This is a genomic window from Thermococcus sp. (assembly GCF_027063845.1).
Classification (GTDB): Archaea; Methanobacteriota_B; Thermococci; order Thermococcales; family Thermococcaceae; genus Thermococcus.
This window is the reverse complement of record NZ_JAMOQU010000072.1, coordinates 80436-100311: the sequence shown is the minus strand read 5'-3', so window position 1 is coordinate 100311 and position 19876 is coordinate 80436. Positions and strand designations below refer to the sequence as shown.

General features: G+C 50.3%; 16 protein-coding genes. 4 read left to right on the top strand and 12 right to left on the bottom strand.

What is annotated here, in order from left to right:
* Positions 1-9 precede the first annotated feature (9 nt).
* Complete coding sequence (locus MVO87_RS05410; RefSeq protein WP_297552479.1) at positions 10-318, bottom strand: hypothetical protein; 309 nt, start codon at positions 316-318, stop codon at positions 10-12.
* A 104-nt stretch (positions 319-422) separates the two neighbouring features.
* Here MVO87_RS05410 and MVO87_RS05405 point away from each other — a divergent pair, with 104 nt between their 5' ends.
* On the top strand, positions 423-2153 hold the full coding sequence (locus tag MVO87_RS05405; protein ID WP_297514314.1) for a glycoside hydrolase: 1731 nt from the start codon (positions 423-425) through the stop codon (positions 2151-2153).
* A gap of 41 nt (positions 2154-2194) precedes the next feature.
* Positions 2195-2413 (top strand): hypothetical protein, encoded by a 219-nt coding sequence (locus MVO87_RS05400; protein ID WP_297514316.1) that lies wholly within the window; start codon positions 2195-2197, stop codon positions 2411-2413.
* On the opposite strand, the gene cca is transcribed toward MVO87_RS05400, so the two are convergent.
* From cca to MVO87_RS05365, 7 genes are all read right to left on the bottom strand, one after another.
* The gene (gene cca / locus MVO87_RS05395; protein ID WP_297514318.1) at positions 2336-3700 is read right to left on the bottom strand and encodes a CCA tRNA nucleotidyltransferase; all 1365 of its coding nucleotides are present in this window, start codon (positions 3698-3700) and stop codon (positions 2336-2338) included. The genes MVO87_RS05400 and cca overlap by 78 nt on opposite strands.
* A 5-nt stretch (positions 3701-3705) precedes the next feature.
* Complete coding sequence (thpR, locus tag MVO87_RS05390; protein WP_297514321.1) at positions 3706-4260, bottom strand: RNA 2',3'-cyclic phosphodiesterase; 555 nt, start codon at positions 4258-4260, stop codon at positions 3706-3708.
* 40 nt (positions 4261-4300) lie between these two features.
* Positions 4301-4765, bottom strand: a complete 465-nt coding sequence (locus MVO87_RS05385; protein ID WP_297514324.1) for a phosphoribosyltransferase — start codon at positions 4763-4765, stop codon at positions 4301-4303.
* A gap of 161 nt (positions 4766-4926) precedes the next feature.
* Entirely contained in the window at positions 4927-8112 is a 3186-nt protein-coding gene (locus tag MVO87_RS05380; RefSeq protein WP_297552477.1) for an adenosylcobalamin-dependent ribonucleoside-diphosphate reductase, read from the bottom strand.
* 175 nt (positions 8113-8287) lie between these two features.
* On the bottom strand, positions 8288-8719 hold the full coding sequence (locus tag MVO87_RS05375; RefSeq protein ID WP_297512775.1) for a ferritin family protein: 432 nt from the start codon (positions 8717-8719) through the stop codon (positions 8288-8290).
* Positions 8716-9513: a 2-phosphoglycolate phosphatase gene (locus tag MVO87_RS05370; RefSeq protein ID WP_297512773.1), complete on the bottom strand. Its 798-nt coding sequence runs from the start codon at positions 9511-9513 to the stop codon at positions 8716-8718. Before MVO87_RS05370 ends, MVO87_RS05375 begins: the two co-directional genes overlap by 4 nt.
* 39 nt (positions 9514-9552) lie before the next feature.
* Positions 9553-10119: a methyltransferase gene (locus MVO87_RS05365; protein WP_297512772.1), complete on the bottom strand. Its 567-nt coding sequence runs from the start codon at positions 10117-10119 to the stop codon at positions 9553-9555.
* 139 nt (positions 10120-10258) lie between these two features.
* Here MVO87_RS05365 and MVO87_RS05360 point away from each other — a divergent pair, with 139 nt between their 5' ends.
* Both MVO87_RS05360 and MVO87_RS05355 read left to right on the top strand, forming a co-directional pair.
* On the top strand, positions 10259-11374 hold the full coding sequence (locus MVO87_RS05360; RefSeq protein WP_297552475.1) for a glycosyltransferase family 2 protein: 1116 nt from the start codon (positions 10259-10261) through the stop codon (positions 11372-11374).
* Positions 11375-11392: 18 nt separating this feature from the next.
* On the top strand, positions 11393-12445 hold the full coding sequence (locus tag MVO87_RS05355; protein ID WP_297512617.1) for a glycosyltransferase family 4 protein: 1053 nt from the start codon (positions 11393-11395) through the stop codon (positions 12443-12445).
* Here MVO87_RS05355 and MVO87_RS05350 read toward each other — a convergent pair.
* Genes MVO87_RS05350 through MVO87_RS05335 form a run of 4 tightly spaced genes read right to left on the bottom strand, consistent with a single transcriptional unit; the run spans position 12423 to position 19872 of the window.
* Complete coding sequence (locus MVO87_RS05350) at positions 12423-13787, bottom strand: ArnT family glycosyltransferase (RefSeq protein ID WP_297512618.1); 1365 nt, start codon at positions 13785-13787, stop codon at positions 12423-12425. The two genes, MVO87_RS05355 and MVO87_RS05350, sit on opposite strands and share 23 nt — an antisense overlap.
* Positions 13788-13835: 48 nt before the next feature.
* Positions 13836-15155, bottom strand: a complete 1320-nt coding sequence (locus tag MVO87_RS05345) for a hypothetical protein (RefSeq protein ID WP_297512620.1) — start codon at positions 15153-15155, stop codon at positions 13836-13838.
* Complete coding sequence (locus tag MVO87_RS05340; RefSeq protein WP_297512622.1) at positions 15152-18865, bottom strand: putative glycosyltransferase family protein; 3714 nt, start codon at positions 18863-18865, stop codon at positions 15152-15154. Before MVO87_RS05340 ends, MVO87_RS05345 begins: the two co-directional genes overlap by 4 nt.
* On the bottom strand, positions 18862-19872 hold the full coding sequence (locus MVO87_RS05335) for a hypothetical protein (RefSeq protein WP_297512624.1): 1011 nt from the start codon (positions 19870-19872) through the stop codon (positions 18862-18864). The genes MVO87_RS05340 and MVO87_RS05335 overlap by 4 nt, the downstream gene beginning before the upstream one ends.
* Positions 19873-19876 lie beyond the last annotated feature (4 nt).

Below are 19876 nucleotides of genomic sequence, written 5' to 3'. Positions count from 1 at the left end.
TTTAAAAATTTACTCTCCAGGTCCGTTGATGCAGGACATGTTCATTGAAAGGAGCATCTCCACGTAACCGCTTTCGAGGTTCTGGCGGATTTTACCGGCCAGCTTTCTGAGCTCCTCCTCTTCGAGCGGTTTCTTCGTTTTCAGCCACTTTATCAGCCCGTCCCTCTTGTCGAGGATTACGACGTCTCCTTCGGTAATGAGCGGGACGTAGTTCATCTTTATTCCGTAAAGCTCCTCCGCGAAGGCCAGCTTCGCCCTTAGCAGTTCGAGGTAGTTGGCCAGCTCCTCCCCAAGGAGTTCCCTCAAGAGCCTCTTCATTCTCCCACCGACTGTACTTTGCTGGACAGGTTTATTAACCTATGGGGCAGATATGGGTAAGAAAAGGCGATAAGGGTTGGAGACGTATCACTATCGGTGAGACCATGTTCATGAAGTACGCCCATCACTTTCACGCCTACCAGCCGGGCGACATAGTTTACGTTGAGGACGGCGACGGGTCCGGCCCGATAGAGTACGGGGAGCGGAAAAGCCCGGTCGCGATTAGAATCGGCGATGAGGAAGTTAGGGGCGAGAACTGGACGCGGGTAATGCTCTACTCCTATGAGAGAATTTCCGATGTTCTATCACGGCTCAAGGGAGTCAGCGTCGATATAGAGCCTTTCACGTTCCTCATGCTCCTCCGGTACAGAAGGAGGGCCTTTGAGAGGACTGTTGAGCTCCTTAAGACCCTCGACGCCGTTCCGACGGTTCCCTTCCACCCGATAATGCCCCATCTCGACGAGTTTGAGCAGAAAATCCTTGCAAGGGTTTCCTTTGACTTCTACGCTCCGCTGATTGGCGACAAGAGCGTTATTGGTTATTGGCTTCCTGAGGCTGTGATAACGAGAAAGACCGTTCACCTCATTGAATCCCTCACCGATAGGAAGCTCGTCTTCCTGCTCGATGAAAGGCAACTTCTCTACGACTTTCCGCAGGCGAAGTACTCATGCAACCGCTACTCGAACTCCTTCGTCTTCGGCCGTGAGTGGGGCCTGAGCGACGCCTTCACCTTCAACACCCTCGACGTTCCGGGGCTGGTGAGCGAGACCCTCTCGCGGAGGGACGACTACAAGGAGAACCTAGGCGTTCCCTACCTGGTCTTCACCGCGAGCGACCTTGAGAGTCTGCTCGGAAATCCTGCACAGCTCGAACGATTCGTTGCATGGATGGGGGGCCTTGAGAGAAACGGAGTTGAACGGATTTCTGCGCCTTCCTTCGTCTGGAGGAAGCTCTCTGGTGAGTTCAGGCGCCTCAAGGGCGAGTGCTCCTTTGAGATGCCCGTCAAGGAGTTCTCCAGCTGGAGCGACTACCTCGACCTGAGCCTCGACGGCAAGACGAGCGACTCGCGCTGGCTCGGCTACAGGAGGGCCGATGGACGGGTCTTCGCAAGGGAAATAAACGGAAGAAAAATCTCCCAGCTCTGGAAGGTCGCCTTCATGCGCCTTTTCGGCGAGCTCAACAGGACGGTAAGGCTTGGCGTTTTAACGGGCCTGAAAGAGCTTAACGCCGACCCGGAGGAGTTCTTGGTCAGATACGCCAGGGTCTTCTTCAGGGATTACTACGACTACTTCGGCCTGAGCACGTCTCTCAACTACGTCCTCGAGCCTGCCAACGGCGATAGGGACGCCCTACCGCTCGGCAGGGCCTACTATCTCATGCTCCTCGCCAACCACTCCTGTCCGCGCTTCTGGGAGAACCTTGACACCCGTGTTACCTTTTCCAACGTCTCGGTCATGGCAAAGGCTCTGATTGAGCTGATGGAGTATTTCGAGGAAAGCGAGCTTCAGTCGCTCTTTATCGGGGCGTATCTCAAGATGCTCCGCTTTGATGACCTCTACCACGTATGGAACCTCTCCGCGATGCCGTCAATCGAGGGCTGGGAGACGGGTGAAGAGGCCTGGCGCGAGGCCTTGAAGCCTGAGGTTCCAACGAGCGGCTACAACGTCGTGACGAGGTCCGCGCTCTACGTAGGAAAACATGACCTCTGGGGCGACCTGAGAAGCCTCATTGAGGGCTACAACCTTGAGTGGGCAACCGCGGACACCGGCCACATCCCCGGCGAAAGACACGGCCTCTGGGAGAACCCAGAGTACTGCGAGCACCGCGGGGGGTAAGTTTATATTTTGTTTCCCTAACTCTATAACCGGTGGTTTTAATGAAGCCCAAAAAGGGTTTCGAGCTGAGGGAATCACGGCTGGTTGAGCTCCTCGAGAGGGGCTTCGATGGTAAGAGTGCCCTTGAACTCAGGTCCGCTTTGGAGCGGGTCAAAAAGATTGTTGGAAAAAAGGGCCTTCTCCTACTCTTTGAGATTCCACTTCTCTCGGCTCAGGAAGAGATAGGCCTCGCGCTCCAGCTCCTTAGGAACGTAGTTTAACAGTATATCCGCGTCTCTCACCGCGTCTCTTATTCCCCTCCCCAAAGCCACCTGGTTCTTCTCGAGGAGTTCGAGGATAACCTCCACTACGCTCTCCTGGACGGGTTTTTCGGAGTAGAGCCTCTTCCCGATTAGCCAGACCTTCCCGTTCTTCCTGTAGAAGTTCCGCCCCCGCTCGGTAAAGAACTCCGGGCCGGGCTTAATCTTCACTCTCTCCCTTTTATCCCTGTCGAGTTCGAGCATTATGAAGGCCTTCCCTTTTCTTCCGACGTCCCAGCCGAGGACGCGGAAGCCTTCCCTCTCAAGGGTCTTCTCGAAGCCCCTCGCGCTCCTCTCCAGCTGGGGCAAAAGTATGTCGTCCACCATATCTGGGGCATCGATTAGGAGCGTTACAAGGGCGGTTCCCCTCTTCCTCAGCTCGTCGAGGTAGTTTCCCTTGGGCTTCTCGGACGGAAAGAAGAACTTGACCGAGGGATTCTCAAGGAACTCCATGCTCTTGAAGTAGAAGCGCCCGTACTTCTCCCAGCTCAGGTTGGCCGAAACGTTCCGTCTCGGGTCGACGGGGTCTATCACTATCAGCGGTCTGTCCTCCTCGGTTTCCCTCTTCACGGTCTTGAGCGCAACCTCTGGCTCTTTCCTCAGCCAGTCTGCGGGGTCTATTATCTTCTGCCTTAGGATGAAGTCAGCCTTCTTGACAACATCGAGGAAGGAGCCGTACTTGATGATGAGGATTTCGGCCAAGTAGCCGGAAAAGCCCCTAACGTAAATCTCGCTCCCGTAGGCGTTGATACCCTTCAGGAAGCGCTTGAGGAGCCTTACCTCGTCGTTCCGTCCCCTGAGGTTCTCATTCACCCACCTCGTGTGGAGTATCGAGCGGTCCACTGCGGTTCTAACGTCCCGCCAAGTTCTGACGTCGTAGCAGGGCACGAGGTCAACGCTCACACCCTTATATTTGGCCCTCACGTAGGGGTGCTCAGCGTAGGCCACTTCATAGCCGTCAAGGCTTTCAGCAATGGCCTTTCCGAGCTCAAGACCCCTCTCTCTCAGCTCTTCGAGGGGGGTATCGAGGGGAAAGGCGAGGAAAAGGTCAACGTCGTGGTCTCCGGCCAGATAAGTGTCCTTCGCGAGCGAGCCGACGAAGTAGGGCCTGACGTCGAGGCCGAGCTCCTCTATTCTCTCCTCAGCGATTGTTCTCAGTTCTTTCATGAGGGCCTTAACGAAGGTTCTCTCCTCCTTGCTCGGCCTTATCCTTTGGAGGACCTCGCTGAGGACTTCTTCCATCTCCATTGCGCTCACTCCGCGAGCTCGAACCTTGCCACCGTCTCGTAAATCGGACCCTTTGGAGTAAGAGTGCTCTTCTTCAGCTCTATCGCCTCAACCTCGAACTCGCCGAAGTCCTCGTTGGCAAGGTCTTTGAGCGCCATCGCCAGTTCAACCTTATCGCGAACGAACTTGACGCGCCCGATTGTTATGTGGGCCACGAAGTCTTTGTCCTTCTTGAAGCCGAGCCTCCTCATCTCGCGCTCGACGTCGTTCGCTATCGCCTTTATCCCCTCGTCGTTTTCGATTCCGGCCCATATCACCCTCACGTAGTTCGGGTTCGGGAAGACGCCGATTCCCTTAACGCGAACGCGGTGCTTTTTGTGCTTTCTCGCTATCTCCGCCAGGGCCTTCTTAACTTCTTCCGCTGTTACCTCGTCAATCTCCCCGAGGAACTTGAGCGTCACGTGGAAGTTCTCTCGTTCAACGAACTTTATCCTCGCTGACTTGCTCCCTATCCTCTCCTGGGCCTTCAGAAGGTTGTCGCGAACCTCGTCGCTCACATCTATCGCTATGAACGCCCTCATACCACCACCGAGAAAAGTTGGGGGGAGGGATTAAAAGGGGTTACTCCCTCACCACGACCGGAAACTCCTCCCAGGGGAAGACTATCCATTTGTCTGTTCTGAAGATGTAGAAGTCTGGCACTACCTTGGTCCAGGGCTTCATGCTGAGGCAGGCGACCTTAACCTCCTTCGCCCCTGCCTTCTTGACTTCTTCGATGACGACTTCGAGGGTCTTCCCTGTGTCGCTGACGTCGTCCACGATAACTACCTTCTTGCCCTCCAGTGAGCCGTGGAGCGGAATCGTAACGACAGGCTTCTCCATCCTCTCGTCTATGCCCTTGTAGAACTTTACGTCTATGACCTTGAGCTCCACATCGCCCAAAACGTGGCTCAGCCTCACCGCTGGAATAAGCCCGCCCCTCGCGATTCCGACTATCACGTCGGGCATGAAGTGCTTTCTCAGTTCTTCGGCGAGCGCGAAGACGGCCCTATCAATCTGCCACCAGGTCAGGTAAACCTTGTCCATGGGAACACCTCCGAATAGCATGAGTTCTCAACGCCGAACTTAAGCTTTGGGTGAGTGGTGGAAGTTAAAAGAAAGGCCTTAAAAAACCTATTTTGGCAGGAGAATGTTAAAAGATGTCAGGGGGGAGCGAGGTTAGAGTGCAAAGAAAACAAAAGAAACCCTCAGCTGATGACGCACTTGCTCCATCCACAGCGCGGGCAGGTGGCGCAACCGCTCTCCATCCTGAGCTCGACAAGCTCTCCGTCCCTCTCGTAACAGACCGGGCAGTATGCTACACCTAGGAGCTCCTTAATCTTCTCCTCAGGAATCTCCGGTTTCTCCGCGTGGTGCGGGTGCTCTGGCGTCTTTGGCGTGATGGCCTTTGCCGTGCTCAGGGAAAAGCTGAGTTCGGGTTTTTTCTCCTTCCCGTTGGTGCCGTTGAGGATGGCCTCGACGTTGATGAACTTGGCCAGCCAGGGCTCGGCCTCGACAACAGCCTTCAGCTTCTCAACCGCGTACCTGCTCGGCTTGGCCGGGACGCGCTTCCTCTTCTCGCCCTCGACGCTGTAGACCTGCACCGAGAGCGAGCCATCGCGGTAGACTGTTATTCCCTTACAGCCGAGCTTGTAGGCGAGCAGGTAAGCTGCCTTAACGTCCTCCACCGTTGCGTCGTTCGGCATGTTTATCGTCTTGCTCGCGCTGTCGGTGAGCCAGAGCTGTATGTTGGCCTGGGCCAGTATATGGTCGAGCCAGTGGACGTCCATCGAGGTGACGAAAACGCGTTGCATGTCCTCGGGAATCTCCTCAAGCCCCTGCACCGAGCCGTAGTTGTCGCTTATCTTTTTCAGTAGCTGCTCACTCCAGAGACCGCGCTTCTTGAGCTCCGCCTCAAAGACTGGGTCGACGTAGTAGAACTCGCCGACGGTGACGCTCTTCTTATAAACCAGTGCAAAGATTGGCTCGATTCCGCTGGAGGTGTCCGCTATCATTGAAACACTTCCCGTTGGCGGGCAGGTAGTTACCATGCCGTTCCTGACTCCATAGCGTTTGATTTCCTCGACGAGCTCGTCCCACGGGAGCGTCCATATCTCGCGGTGGTAGAAGCCCTCGACCGGTAGCTCGCCGTCCTTGTAGGCACTCTTCTCGTAGAGCGGGAACGTTCCGCGCTTTTTGGCGGCCTCAACGCTGTACTTGTAGGCGTAGAAGGTGAGATACTCGGTGGCCTTCCTCATGAAGGCGAAGCCTTCCTCGCTGTTGTAGGGTATGCCGAGCTTGAAGAGCGCATCTGCCAGTCCCATCATTCCGACGCCTATCCTCCTGGTCAGCTTGGTGTTGTGGTCTATCTCAGGAAGCGGGAAGCGGTTAACGTCGATGGCGTTGTCGAGGTATTTAGCTACTTTCTGAATCACGTAGGCGTACTCGTCCCAGTCGAAGTAGGGCTTTCCTTCGTCGTCATACTTTACAAATTTGGCAAGGTTGATGCTCGCGAGGTTGCATGATTCGTATTCGTAGAGGGGCTCTTCTCCGCAGTTCTTGCTTACTATTCCGTTTGCTACGTACTCATGGACTTTTTTCATTGTCAACGTGTAAACGAGCCTCCTGCCAACCGGCTCTACGCGCATGACCTTCCTGCATCCCTGAGGATATACATCGACGCATGAGCCTGGCTTGAGGTCTTTCAGACGCACGTATTGGCCCTTAACCTTAACCTCATGCTCTTCGTCACCTATGAGCTCGGTTCCATCTTCGAGAACAATCTTTATTGCAGGCTTAAATCCGACCTTCCACACGTACGCTTCAACTTTTTCACCGTTTGATGCAATGACTTTTACTGGACTCAGGTATGCCCTCTGTTCGCCCCCCTCTCCGAGTACTCCCTCATCAATAATGTTAATGGTCTCTGCGCCCTTTGACTTGGCCAGTTCAAAAAGTTCCTCGATTTTCATCTCTCCATTTTCAGTTAAAATCCTCGTCTCCCCGACCACACACGGGTTAGTGGCCCTTATTGGCCCTCCCTTCGCCTCCGCTAAAACGTTCCTCCTGTTGATGACGTCGAAGAATATAACGCCGGGGTCGGCCTTGCTCCAGGCCATGAACGCTAACTCCTCGAAGAGGCTCTTGGGGTCTATCTCCTTGACTTTCTCGCCGGTCCTCGGGTTCACGAGCGGGTAGCGCTTGCCCTCCTTCAGGGCCTCCCAGAAGTCCTCCCAGATGCCGACGCTGATGTTGAAGTTGCTGAGCACGTTGGTTCCAGTGTTTCTCTCCTTTGCGTGAATGAACTTCTCTATGTCGGGATGCCAGACCTCGAGGATTCCCATGTTTGCTCCGCGCCTTACGCCTCCCTGCTTGATGACGTCACTGACTGCATCTATAAGGTGCATAAAGCTGACCGGGCCTGAGGCAGCCCCGGCCGTAGAACCGACGAAATCCCCCTCCGGACGGAGTTTTGAGAAATTAAGCCCCGTACCTCCTCCCATCTTCTGTATCATGGCCACGTCGTGCGCCGCCTTCATTATGCTCTCCATGTCGTCCTCTATTGGGACAACGAAGCATGCCGAGAGCATTCCCAACGGCCTGCCCGAGTTGATGAGGGCCGGAGTGTTGGGCATGAAAACCTGACCTGCCATGAGCCTGAAGTACTCCTCTATTTCAGCCTCGTAGTCGTCGAAGGCCCCGTTTTCGAGCATGCCCAGGAACTCGTCTATCGAGACCTTCATCCTGCCCTTCTCCGCCAGCTCGCGATAGAGGTTCACAAGCCTCTCGAAGTGGTACTTGTTGAGCTTGAAGCGTCCAATTGAGTACCTTCCGTCGAACTCCTCGAAGTGCTCTAAGTAGTACTTGACCCGGCTTAAATCCTGCTCGTGCTTTCCGTCTTTGTCGTAAACGCGCTCGTCGTAGAGTAAATCGGGGATGACCGCGAGGGTGGCGACCCTCTCAAAGAGCTCCCTGGGGCTCTCAACAATTTCACCCTTCTCGTTTCTTATGAGGTATCTGCTCGCTAAAACGCGGAGGGCGTTGAGGGAGAAGCGCTTGTCGATTTCATCGAGCCTGTCCTTGTTGAGGATTTTTTTCTTTTCTTCCCTGATTTCGGCCTTCTTCTTGCGGTAGAGAATGTATGCCTTGGCAACGTCGAAGAGGCCTGCTCTCATGAGCTCGAGTTCAACGATGTCCTGTATGTTCTCAATGTTTGGAATCTGCCCGTCGTAGAGCTCGTTGACGCGCCTAACGACCCTTCTGACGACCCTATTGAGCAACTTTTCGTCGTGGATTCCAACTTCGAGCATTGCCCTCTGGATGGCCCACCTTATACGCTCCCTATCAAATGGTACGATTCTACCGTCTCTTTTCATCACTTTTTCAACGGCCATATAAACACCCCTGACACACAGCTGTGTATAAATCTGGTCCTTGGTAAAATTATCAGCACCGCCACTCTCGCCGGGTTCCCTAATATACCTTGCCCCGCTTTGACTTGCCATCCTGACGAATTCTGACTTATCACCTTGGATGGTAGGGAACGGATAGAAAAAGGCGATGGATGGTTTAGATGGCCTCGTATATCAGCTTCAACCGGTACGCGTGGGTCAGTTCTTCCCTCGCGAGGTGCAGGAACAGGTCGCTGAAGGGCTCACCCAGGAGCTTCGCGAGCTTGGAATACATCTCATAGGCGTGCTTTTCCCTCAGGACGGCCTCAACAACGAGCTCTTCAAGGCTCTCCGGTTTGGCTCTTTCATCGCTCAGGACAGGCTCTATTGACAGTTCGTCCATGTAGTCGAGGATTAGGCTCTCGAGGGTCCCCTCGTTCAGGAGTCCCGTCAGGGTTTCGCGGTGTCTAAGTTCCTCCTCCGCCATGAGCGCGAAGGTGTCCCTTAACTCCGGCCTCTCGAAGAGCGCGTACGTTTCCCCGAGCTTGTAGAGGTTGTAAAGTTCGTTCTCCTGCCAGATTAACTTCTCTATCAGCTCCCTCGCCTTCATTCCACAACCCTCAGGTGGTCTAGGAGTTCCTTCACGCTTGGCAGAACGAGGTCGGGCTTAACACCACTCCGCTCGACGTCCTCTAAGGTGCTCACACCTGTGAGAACCATTATCGCCTTCATGCCGAAGCGCTTCGCAAAGGCAATGTCCGTGTCAAGCCTGTCCCCCACCATCCAGATTTCATCAACTGGTCCGAGCTTTTCCCTCACGATTTCATACACGGGCTCGTTGGGCTTTCCGATTATTATAGGCTCCCTGTCGGTTGAGGCCTTCAGCGACGCTATTATTGCCCCCGCTCCGGGGTAGAGCCCCTCCTCCGCCGGGTAAGTGGTGTCGGGGTTCGTTCCTATAAATGTCGCCCCGTTCCTTATTGCGAGCGTCCCGTACTTGAGCTTCTCGTAGGTTAGCTTGGGGTCGAGACCAACCACAACGTGCCCGATTTCCTTCCATTTTCCTTCCCTGCACTCTTCGAGGCTTACAACGCCCCAGCCCAGCTTTTCCATCTCCTCGTGGAGGCCATCTCCACCGATGACGAAGATTTTCCAGGGTTCCATATGCTTGGCCATGTAGAGCCTCGTGGCGAGGCCCGAGGTAACTATTCTCTCCGCCAGGACGTCTATTCCCATCGAGAGGAGCTTCTGCCTGTACATGCTGGGCGTTCTGGTCGAGTTGTTGGTGAGGAAGACGAATGGAATACCCTCCTCCCTCAGGTATTCGATTACCTCCCGCGAACCCTCAATTGGTTGGTTTCCGCGGTAGATGACGCCGTCCATGTCGAATACGATTCCAATCATGCTCCCACCTGAGGGAGAAGGTGGGGGAAGTATAAAAGCTCACTGGCTCGCGTCGAGCCTAAGCGTCACGTCTATTCCATCGGTCTGACACTCGTTGCCCGCCTCGACCGGGAGGTCAAAGGTCATCCTTACTTCGGCCTTCTCCCCTGGCTTGAGCTTTACCGGCAGGGATATCGTCTTCCCGCTGAGCTCGTCGAGGGTTTTGTTCACGAGCACGGGCTTCCCGTTCACGCTGATTGTTTTCAGAACCAGCCACTTTCCGAGTTCTCCCTTTTCGGGTGTTGAATCAACGGCTTTCTCCGCCGGGGACATCTTCACCTCGTAGTTTCGGACGTTCAGCGTCAGTGTCAGCCGGTTCATCGTGACCGTGCCCCTGTTCTTGACGAGGAATGTCACGTTTTTCTTCTCCCCCGGGAGCAGGTTGCTCAGGTCGAAGAGCTTAAGCTCGTTGTAGAAGCGCTTTCCGTCCTTACTTATGGCGATGTCGAACTCGGCGGTTGTCACGGTGTTGCCCTTAGAGATTGCCGTGTCTGTGAAGTGGGATTTGGCCACTCCTGCCAGGGCGAGTATTGCCAGCAGGAGTATACCAACTATTGTTCGTCTCATTTTTACAGCCTCCAGTTGTAGTTACGGAGATAATACGCCTGTTTCCCTTAAAAATGTTTCTACTTGTTAGAGTATTTATGTGGGCAAATCCTAAAAACGATTCGGTGGTATACCCCATGAGTCTGGCGAGGGAAGTGCTATGTGCGTTGACGTTTCCGTAGTGCTCCCAACAATGAACGAGGAAGAGGCAATTTCAGTTGTATTGCCCAAGGTGAGAGAAGCACTTGAGAGGATGGGTCTGTCGTACGAGATAATCGTTGTCGACAAGAGCTCGGACAGAACCCCTGAAATAGCCCGCTCCCTTGGTGCTATCGTAATCAGGCAGGGGGACAAGGGTTATGGGGACGCCTATATCACCGGGTTCAAACACGCCAGGGGCAAGTACATAGTCATGGGCGACCCGGATGGTAGCTACGATTTCTCAGAGCTTCCAAAGCTCTTGGAGCCCCTCTTTAGGGACGAGGCTGACCTCGTTATGTGCACCCGCCTCAGAGGTGAAATCAAGAGGGGTGCCATGCCCTGGCTTCACAGGTATATAGGGAATCCCCTTCTGACGAAAATCCTGAACGTTCTCTTTAAGACTAACGTGTCCGACGCCCACTGCGGGTTCAGGGCCATACGCAGGGACGCCCTGGAGAAGCTTCCGCTGAAGTGCAGAGGAATGGAGTTTGCGAGCGAGATGGTCATCGAGGCGGCGAAGGCGGGGCTCAGGATTAAGGAGGTCCCGATAACATACCACCCCCGCATCGGGGAATCAAAGCTCAGCTCCTTCCGCGACGGCTGGCGCCACCTCCGCCTCATGTTGCTTTACTCGCCGTCATATCTTTTCCTGCTTCCTGGAATCGTTCTCGTCCTTTCTGGCATGGGTCTTATGGTATACGCCTACAACACCAACCCCCTTAGGGTTCACTCCCTAATCCTCGCCAGCCTTCTCGTGATTGTTGGCTTCCACATTATCAACTTTGGAATATTCAGCAAGGTTTACGCCGCGAGAGAGGGTCTCGAAAAGCCGGACAGGATTACAAAGTTCTTTATGAGGTATTCCATCCTTGAAGAAGGACTGCTCCTCTCAGCGGTGCTCATCGGCGCGGGCCTCGTCCTGGGATTAATGATTTTCCTCAAGTGGCGTTCCAGCGGTTACGGTGCGCTATTTGAGATAAAGCAGGCGGTGCTCGTCATGACACTGATAGCGCTCGGAATACAGCTCGCCTTCTTCTCGTTCTTCGTGAGCATCCTTATGCTGAAGGAGGGTTAGCCATTGAAGGTTCTCGCGGTGTCTCCCTATTTCTTTCCGGAGGGGGGCGGGCTTGAACGCTACGCCCACGCCCTCTCCAGGGAGCTTGCATCGGAGGGAGAGGTTACCGTCCTGTGCGCCACCAGGGGAAAGCCCCGGGTCGAGACCCTCGGGAATGTCCGGGTTATACGCCAGCGTCCTCACGTCATTATCTCAAACACACCCGTCCGGCTGACCCTTCCCTTTGAACTCATTTCTCTCGTGAGGGCAGAGGGCTTTGACCGGATAATCGCCCATACCCCCGTTCCCTTTTACGCCGACGTTGCTTCCCTTGTGGGAAAACTCCTTGGAGTCTCAGTGACGGTCTTCTACCACACCGGCTCCCTCAAAAAGGGCTCCCTCATCGATTTTCTCGCCGGTCTATACGAGCGGACCGTAGAGAGGCTGACTCTCAGGGGCGTTGAACTCGTTGCCGTTTCAAGGTACGTTTCTAGGGTTCTCCGCGCCAAGGGCTTCAGGTCGCGGGTCAGGTACCCCCCGGTTGAGGAGCGGTATCTCAAAGCCACTCCCCACTACGGCGGACGTTACGTTCTCTTCGTCGGTCAGCTGACGCGGGCCCACCGCTGGAAGAACCTTGAGCTTCTCCTGCGGGCCTTTAGTGGGCTTCGCAACTCATTTCCAGACGTCACCCTCGTGGTCGTGGGCTCGGGTGATATGGTGCCCCACTATCGGGCACTGGTAGAGGAGCTCGGCATTGAGGGGAAGGTTGTCTTTAAGGGCTTCGTTGAAGACGACGAGCTCGAAGAGCTCTACCGAAATGCTCTCCTTCTTGCCCTCCCTTCCTCCGAAAGCGAGGCCTTTGGTAAGGTCGTTGTTGAGGCCATGGCCTTTGGAACTCCAGTGCTCGTTAGCAAATCCGGGGAGTTTCCTATTATCGTTGAGGCTGGGAAGGGTGGGGTTCTCGTTGATGCCGACAAGGACTCCCTTGAGAGGGCCCTACGAGAACTGCTCTCCAACAGAAAACTCCTCAGAAAGATGGGTGTTCTCGCTAGGAGGCGCTTTGAGGCCCTCACGGCTTCCTCCAGAACGTGAAATTCCTCGGAATGACGCAGTTCTTCATCGGGAGGCTCGTTTTTCGGTGGACTATCAGGTACGGTCCAGTCTCCCAGACCTCAACGGCGCCATCATGTACAGCGCTCTGGTTCACCTCCGCCCAGGCCCTGAACGTTATCAGCCAGTCTGGGTTCTTCAGAAGAACGCGCGTGAGGTTTCTGTCCGCCCATGTCCAGTTTTCAAAGCCTAGGAGCCCCGGGTGTGGTGTTCCCCCGAAAGAGTCCGTCGATTTGGCGTATTCCTCTAGAATTCTGAACACCTTTCTGTCGTGCCAGTATCCGTAATCCTGGATTCCTTTCGCCCCGATGTTGCTCATTTCAACGACCGCGATGTTCATAGCGATGAGCTGGAGGCCTATGAAGAGGGCAACTACCTTCTTGAGCGCTGGCTTGATTACAGGGACGTGGTTTTTAGCCCAATCATACGCCCTGAGGAGACCCCAGCCAGAGTAAATGCTCATGAGTGCGAGCGGTCCGTAGGTGTACCTCTCAAAGGGCCCGTTTAGGAGGAAGCCGAAAACTCCTCCCAGCGTGAGAACTGAGGGAAGCGCCAGCAGGGCTATCTCCCTGCGTAGCCTTTTTTCGGCGAAGAGTAGCGCCCCGAGAAACCCAAGTGTTATCAGGAGGTATGCTATGGCGAACAGGCCCCACGCCCGTATTTCGAGTTCCACTGCCTCGAATCCCCACTGGATGAAAATTCTTGAGTTATATTCAATAGGGCTCCGTTGAATCCCTATCCCGGCCATCAGCAGGAACGTTGGGAGGACGGGCGCGCTCGCGGTTACCAGCGCCCGCCAGAAGTCCCTTTTTCTTATGATTCTCAGGTACAGCAGGAAGAAGGGAATCGTCGTGAGCCACGTTTCCCTCGACGCAAATGAAAGACCGATGCACAGGCCGGCGAGCGCGGGGCTTTTTTCTGTCAGGTATATCGCCAGGAGCACGAAGAAGACTCCCCAAGGTTCGAGGGTGTAGCGAGCTCCGTACCGTAGGACCGTGAATGAAGTTATAAATAGCAGGGCTCCTATGAACGCGGGCTTTTCTCCGAACCTCTTCTTGGCGAGCTCGTACACTAGGAGAACGTTGGCAAGGGTTACAAAGGACGTTGAGAGCCTGAGGAGAGTTACCCACACATCGACGTTTCCGATGGCTGTCAGTGGAGACGTTAGGATGAATACCAGTGATGACCTTGGTCTCATTATCAGATGCCAAGCATCTCTTGAGAGTATCATATACAACATTTCATCCTGAAAAAGCCTGAGCAGGTGAAACGGTGCTAGGATTAGGGTTGCCCACAGGAGTGCTAAGACTCTCTTCCGGCTCATCATTGCCCACCCTTTCTGATGATTATAAAGCCTTCTTCCGTTTCCCGGTTATTTCGATTGTTTCAATCCTTCGATATTTTTTATGGTGCTGGGGGTTGAGGGTTTTCTTTTATCTATTATACTACGGAGGACCATTTTGACTATGAGAGCTGTTCCCAGCAACCACAGCAAAAACGCTGGATATTTCATGAGGGTATCCCTTGACAGGTACGAGAGGCACCCAATGAGGATGAGACTGAACCCAAAGCGAAGTTCCGGGTTATCCCGCTTTGGTTCAAAGTACTCCACCCAAAGGTTTAGCACTCCCATAAGGAGGAGATAGTAAACAAAAATTGCCACGTCGTTTGCGAGGTTCTCTGCTCCCGCGGCCAGTATGAGCGCTGAGGTGCTCAGGCCTATAACCGCATAAAGTACGAACCTCTGACCTATAGAGAGCTTGGAGTACCATCTGAAGGCATTTTTAAGAACCCATTTGTGCCGGATGAGAACGTAAATAAGTCCCACGATTGCGCCCACGAAGAATAATACTAGAACGAACCATTCAATGGTGGGTTTTACCTGAATCTCCGCCGTTAACGTTAGGGGGGTTCCCCCCTCGGGAGTTATTGTGAAGATGAGTTCATACCTGCCCGGAGGAGTTAGAATCGGTAGCCGGGATTCCTTGTAGATATGGACGGTTTTTCCGGGTCTGTACTCTCTCCAAGAAGGATGGGAGTATGAAAACACCTTAATCCCGTGATAGTACACCTTAAGGCTAATATCTACCCTAGTGAACGTTTTCTCCCGGCTGGTTATATAGAAGTCTGCCCTTAACGTGCCCCCGGACTTATACGTTCCGTTAAGTATCACGGTAACGATTATGTCCGAGTTGCTTCCGGTAACGTTGCTTATTCCTCCTTTCTGTGCGGTTGGTTGGAGGGTCCCTGTCTGGGTCTGGCTGGTCTGTTGACCCTTCGCTTTGCTGGCGCTGAAGTCATTAACCTCAACGGTTCCAGTTCCGTTTATTATGAACACGAGTGCGGAGAACTGGGCTTTCTCTTCAGAGGGGATGATTACAGACACCCTGCCCCACTCTGAGGTTTTGAGGCTTACTGGAACGGGGCTCTTTGCGAACAGGAACTTCGTACCGTTGAAGTAAGCCGGTTCGACAAGAAGTGAGCTAACGGAACTCTTAACTTCAAAGGAAACGTTCCAAGTCTCATTGGCGGGAAGTTTGGGGGATATTGCAGTATGGATTCCCGTTGAGTTTGAGGTGAGCTTGGTGGTACTGTCAGTTTCGGATACTTGGACCCCGTTGCCCCACCACCCCGAGGCCGTTGCAAGGGTTAATACAAAGAAAGCCACCACAATTGCTGATAGGCGCTTCATCTCTTAATCACGCCTCCGATGACTTTTTTGAACCTCTTTTTAATGCCGGTGATTGCTCTGGTGAATATCTTTTCGAGCTTCCTCGCCCATCTGTCCCCTTTTTCTCGTCTCCAGTCGTGGATTATGTAGAACATGCTGAGGATAAACATTGTGAGTGAAATCTTGAGGCCGAGCTCAAACCAGTCCTGGGGCGTGTAGCGGAGGACTATTGTTAAATTGCCGGTCTGGTTTATCCAGAAGCCGTTTATGACTCCGTATACTGGAACGGGCTTGACTTTCTCGACGAGCTTTCCATCCTTGTAGACCCTCGCCTCCCAGAGCGGGTCATAGGACTCGGCGAAGGTCAGGAAGAACGGCTTCGTGGCGCTGACTTTGACTTTCCAGAGGGTTGGGTTGATTTTTGTGTAGCTTTGGACTGTGGCGGGAGTTTCGTTGACGTTGAAGATGTCCTCGAGGGTCTCGTTGGGATTGTTGACGGAGTAGAGCCATACTGAGTCTATAGTTGGTAATTCATCTAAGGGATATACTTCAATGTCGTCGAACCATGTTATTGCGGGCCCTTTGGAGGGGTCGAGAACCCACCCTGCGTTTAGGACTATTCTGATTTTGGTAACGTTCTCGGGAATTTTTACTATACACTTATACTCGGTCCAGTTAAACGTTCCTGTTCCTACTCTACCTGTGGGACATTGCCTCAACTGTTTCCATTTGTGAAGATTTTCGAAATAACCAACGATAGGAATATGAGTTCCGTTCGTGTTTTGTATCTTGACGTGAGTTATTATGATGTATTCTTTCCCAGGTGTTACATTTATAGGATTACTCCAAATCCAGCTCCACGTGTGAGGCTTTGTTGAGGTAGTATAAACCATTAGGCTATGATTACCTTGGATTGAGTCGTTTGAGAGTTCCTTAGTGAATTTGTTACTCCCTGAACTCCAAGAGCTAAGGTTGTTTTCAAAAGAATAATCTGGGAGCAGCGATTGTATTCCCAGGTAGGGGGTTATCTCTATACGGTCTGTGCCGGGGGATAGTCTTAGAAGAGTGCTATTTGCACTAGATGAGTTGATTGTGTTAATTATCAATGTTTGGTTTGAAATTTTAACACTAAACATCCCGTCACCTTGAATTTTAACTTTGTAAAACCCTACTTTTGGAATAGTTATATTAGCTACAAGTTCTCCCGTTGGGCTTGTAAACTTAAGTTGCCATCCGGTGATTGAACTTTTATTAGTCTCATATATTACATCCTTCTGCTCAAACACATTAGGTGTAAGCTCGTATAGTATCATTTCATGTTTTTTGCCCCTCTGATTGAGCGCATCTTGATATTCATTTTTGGGTATAAATGCTATGAAATTAATTGCATTTAGACCCTTCAAATTAATGATGTTAATTTTAATACCTTTGGAATTAAAGGATATTGTGGATAGTGGTATATACTCAAAAGAGTTTATTGTACTATTAGTATCTATGTAGAAAGTGTAATTGTCTATAGTTATCTTTAGTAGTCCTCCCATGGAGCTCTTTAATAGGCGTATAACCGGTACATATTGGCCAGGTTCAATGTGAATACTTGAAGAGATAGATGCATTTGGAGCCATTGTAAATGTTATCCCTAACCCATAATCGAAATTGAAAGTGTATTGTGGTCTGAGGTCGATTAGGTACTTGATGAAATCTCTTGCTTGAGAAGAATAAATATATGTCCAATTATCTTTTGGTTTAAAATAATCCTGTGAAAGCATTCTTGGCGAAACAATGTATTTTTGTTTTATTTGTTCAAAGATACTTGGGAAAATGTCATTGTATGTTAGTACGATATCCTGGTTTAATGGTGGGATATTGAGATACTGCTCCCTATATACTAATGGGGCTTTTTTAAAAGTCGCTACTTCGGGGGGGTATCCAGTGAGACCCGTATATGCAATAACTGGATGTCCACTTATCAAAACTGGTGGGGACACATTCGATATTTCGAACACAGTAATGTATTCGCCGGAGTATATTTCATGGATTCTTTCAAGTTTTGAGAGTTCCCTTATAGCTTGTTCTACGAGTTCACTTGAATACCTATCATTTTTGTTCCATTTTACATCATTATGAATTATTATGTACTTAATTCCAAGACTTCCATAGATTAAATCCCAGTATTCTCCAAGGTACGTCAAATTATATCGTGGATTTGGAGAGCGAATGGGGAAATAATAGTTGAAGAATGTGAATTGTTGGTAATCGTAGGAGGGAATTGATGATGACCTAACTGCAAATATGCCTGTTGGAGGTCCATTGTATGGATTTTGGGCTTTTATCCATACCGCCTTTCTTCCCCAGAATTCAGGAATCCATAGTGCGTGATACGTTGTATTATTTGAAATCAAGTTGTTAACGTTAATATAGTCCTCAGGGATTGAAGAGGGGGTCCAGTATCCGTTTAAATCTCCGGTCAATAACGGCCAACTAGATGCCAGCGATGCAACTCCGACTAAAATCATAAATATCGTTGCAATAGTTCGGTTCTTTTTTGAATTTTTTAGCACGATGTATCCTGCTGTGTATGCTAAGAGTATTATCAAATATAATGGAAGCATTTGGGAGTTGTGGTATGGCTGACGGAAAAGTCTTCCAAGTGTTGGATACTCGCCAAATGCCGTTGAAAGGATAAACCAGAACGGGCTATCCTTTAGCGCTGAAAAGATGAAGGTAATAAGGAATAATACTGTTGTTGTTAGGGGAATCCACAAATGCCTCTTTAATAAAATTAGCCCAATGAAGGATATAATTGATATCGTAATGAAAAAATAAGGGAATTTCTCTGTTAATTCAAAGGGGATATTATATGTTATTCCAATATAATGGACAAAGTACAAGGAGAATACATTAATGGGCTTTTCCCCACCTACCATATCAAGATTGAAAACAGAGACTGCTCGTATTCCTGAGTTCATTGAGTGGTACAAAATAGGAAGATATATGGGTAGTACAAAGCTTGTAAAGAGCAATGCAACTAATATCGTTCTCTTTATCGCTTTTTTAACCTCTGAGCGGTTTAGTACTATATATGAAAGCATATATACGGCTAATGGGACACCTATTTTTACAATAAACCTTGATGTCTCGACTAATGCCAGAATAGCAGAGATGGCTACAATCTGTGTCGGTTTGATTTTCTTTTCAGTAAGTATCTTCATCCACAAATAGATTATCAGGGGCGTTAGCGCATACTGCCATCTTAGTATTATGTTCCTGCTTCGACACATAATCCATGGATTGAACCCATAAGTTATGCTTACGGTGAGCAGTAGGAGATATATCCAAGAATTCCTATTTATTATCTCAGTAAACTTGCCATTGTTGTTTCCTATTTTTAATATTAAATATTCTACTAAGTAATATGCAGTGAGCACAGCTACCACATTTGGCAGAATAAGGAACAGTTTAATTGTAATGGAGAATCCAAATATATAGCTCAATCCCTTGATGATGGCATACAAGTATAGTTTGGGGAAATCCGCTATGCTAAATACTTCAGTGTTTTCATTCCATGTGGGGTACACAACTTTCCAGAAATTATCCGCGGTATATGTTTCTATTTGCTCTGCTAATATGGGGATGCCGGGCATTGATAGTACTTTTCTACCAACTAATATACTAAGTGCAACACTAGTAATAACTAGACCTACTATTTCGATTCTTTTGTTTGCTTTCATATTACATCCCTGATGCTTCTAAAGTACTCAAAGGGAGATTTTTCTCTAACCAAATAAACAGGAATGCTGGTGACGAGATTATTTATTATTTCTTCTTCTACATGTTCAATCCTTATTTCAGGGAAATAGTATTGAATAGCAGTAATTATCATGTCAGAGTGCCATTTGAATTCATCTCTGTTCAGTAGGATAATCCTCTCAAACGCTTCCTCTGAAGAGAGCTCTTGAAGAAGACTGTTCCCTTTTTCAAGGATGAATATTCCTTTGATTTTTGCCTTTGGTATTATTCTCTCTCTGTATTCCTCTCCAAATGTTTTGAAGCTTGAAGCTGTAAAGTATGAAAGAGGACCTAACAGTTTGTTAATCTTTGTTTCATGATGTTGGGTGGCAGTGCATGGTACCGCATGAACCGTTTTCGATTTTAAGTTTGCTATTGAGATATCTTCACTCAGCCCGTAGAATCCATTTTTTACAGCTTCTAAGACTGTGGTAGTTTTCCCCACATTCGGGGGAGCCATTATTATGTATCCCTCATTTTTGTCCTTCGCAAATGCTGAAGAATGTAGAGGTATGAAGTTATTATGAATAAGCGAAAGATACGTAGCGTCTTTGAGCAATATCCCTGGGGGGATGACGTTTTCTATTTTCATCTTGAATATTGTATAATATCTCCTGTTAACTACCAGAGAAATATTGGACAATTTATTTGCTGGCCCTATTTTAAGGAGGGCTTTAATTCTGCCAATTGGGGAAATGGCTTTCTCAAGCTTTACGACGATATTATCGTGAAGATTATCCAGTAAAATACTATCTGAGTATTTGTATCTTAAATTGCTCGGGACATCATTGGTACTTCCAATCTCGAATTTTACTGATACGACAGCATTTCTTTCCCCATGAGGAATCTCACAGTTTCCCCTTAGAAATTCGCCAAAAGAGTAATAGTGAATCTTTCCTATGCCTGATTTTGCCTTTAGAACTTCAGGGGATATTGTTACATAATCCATAATG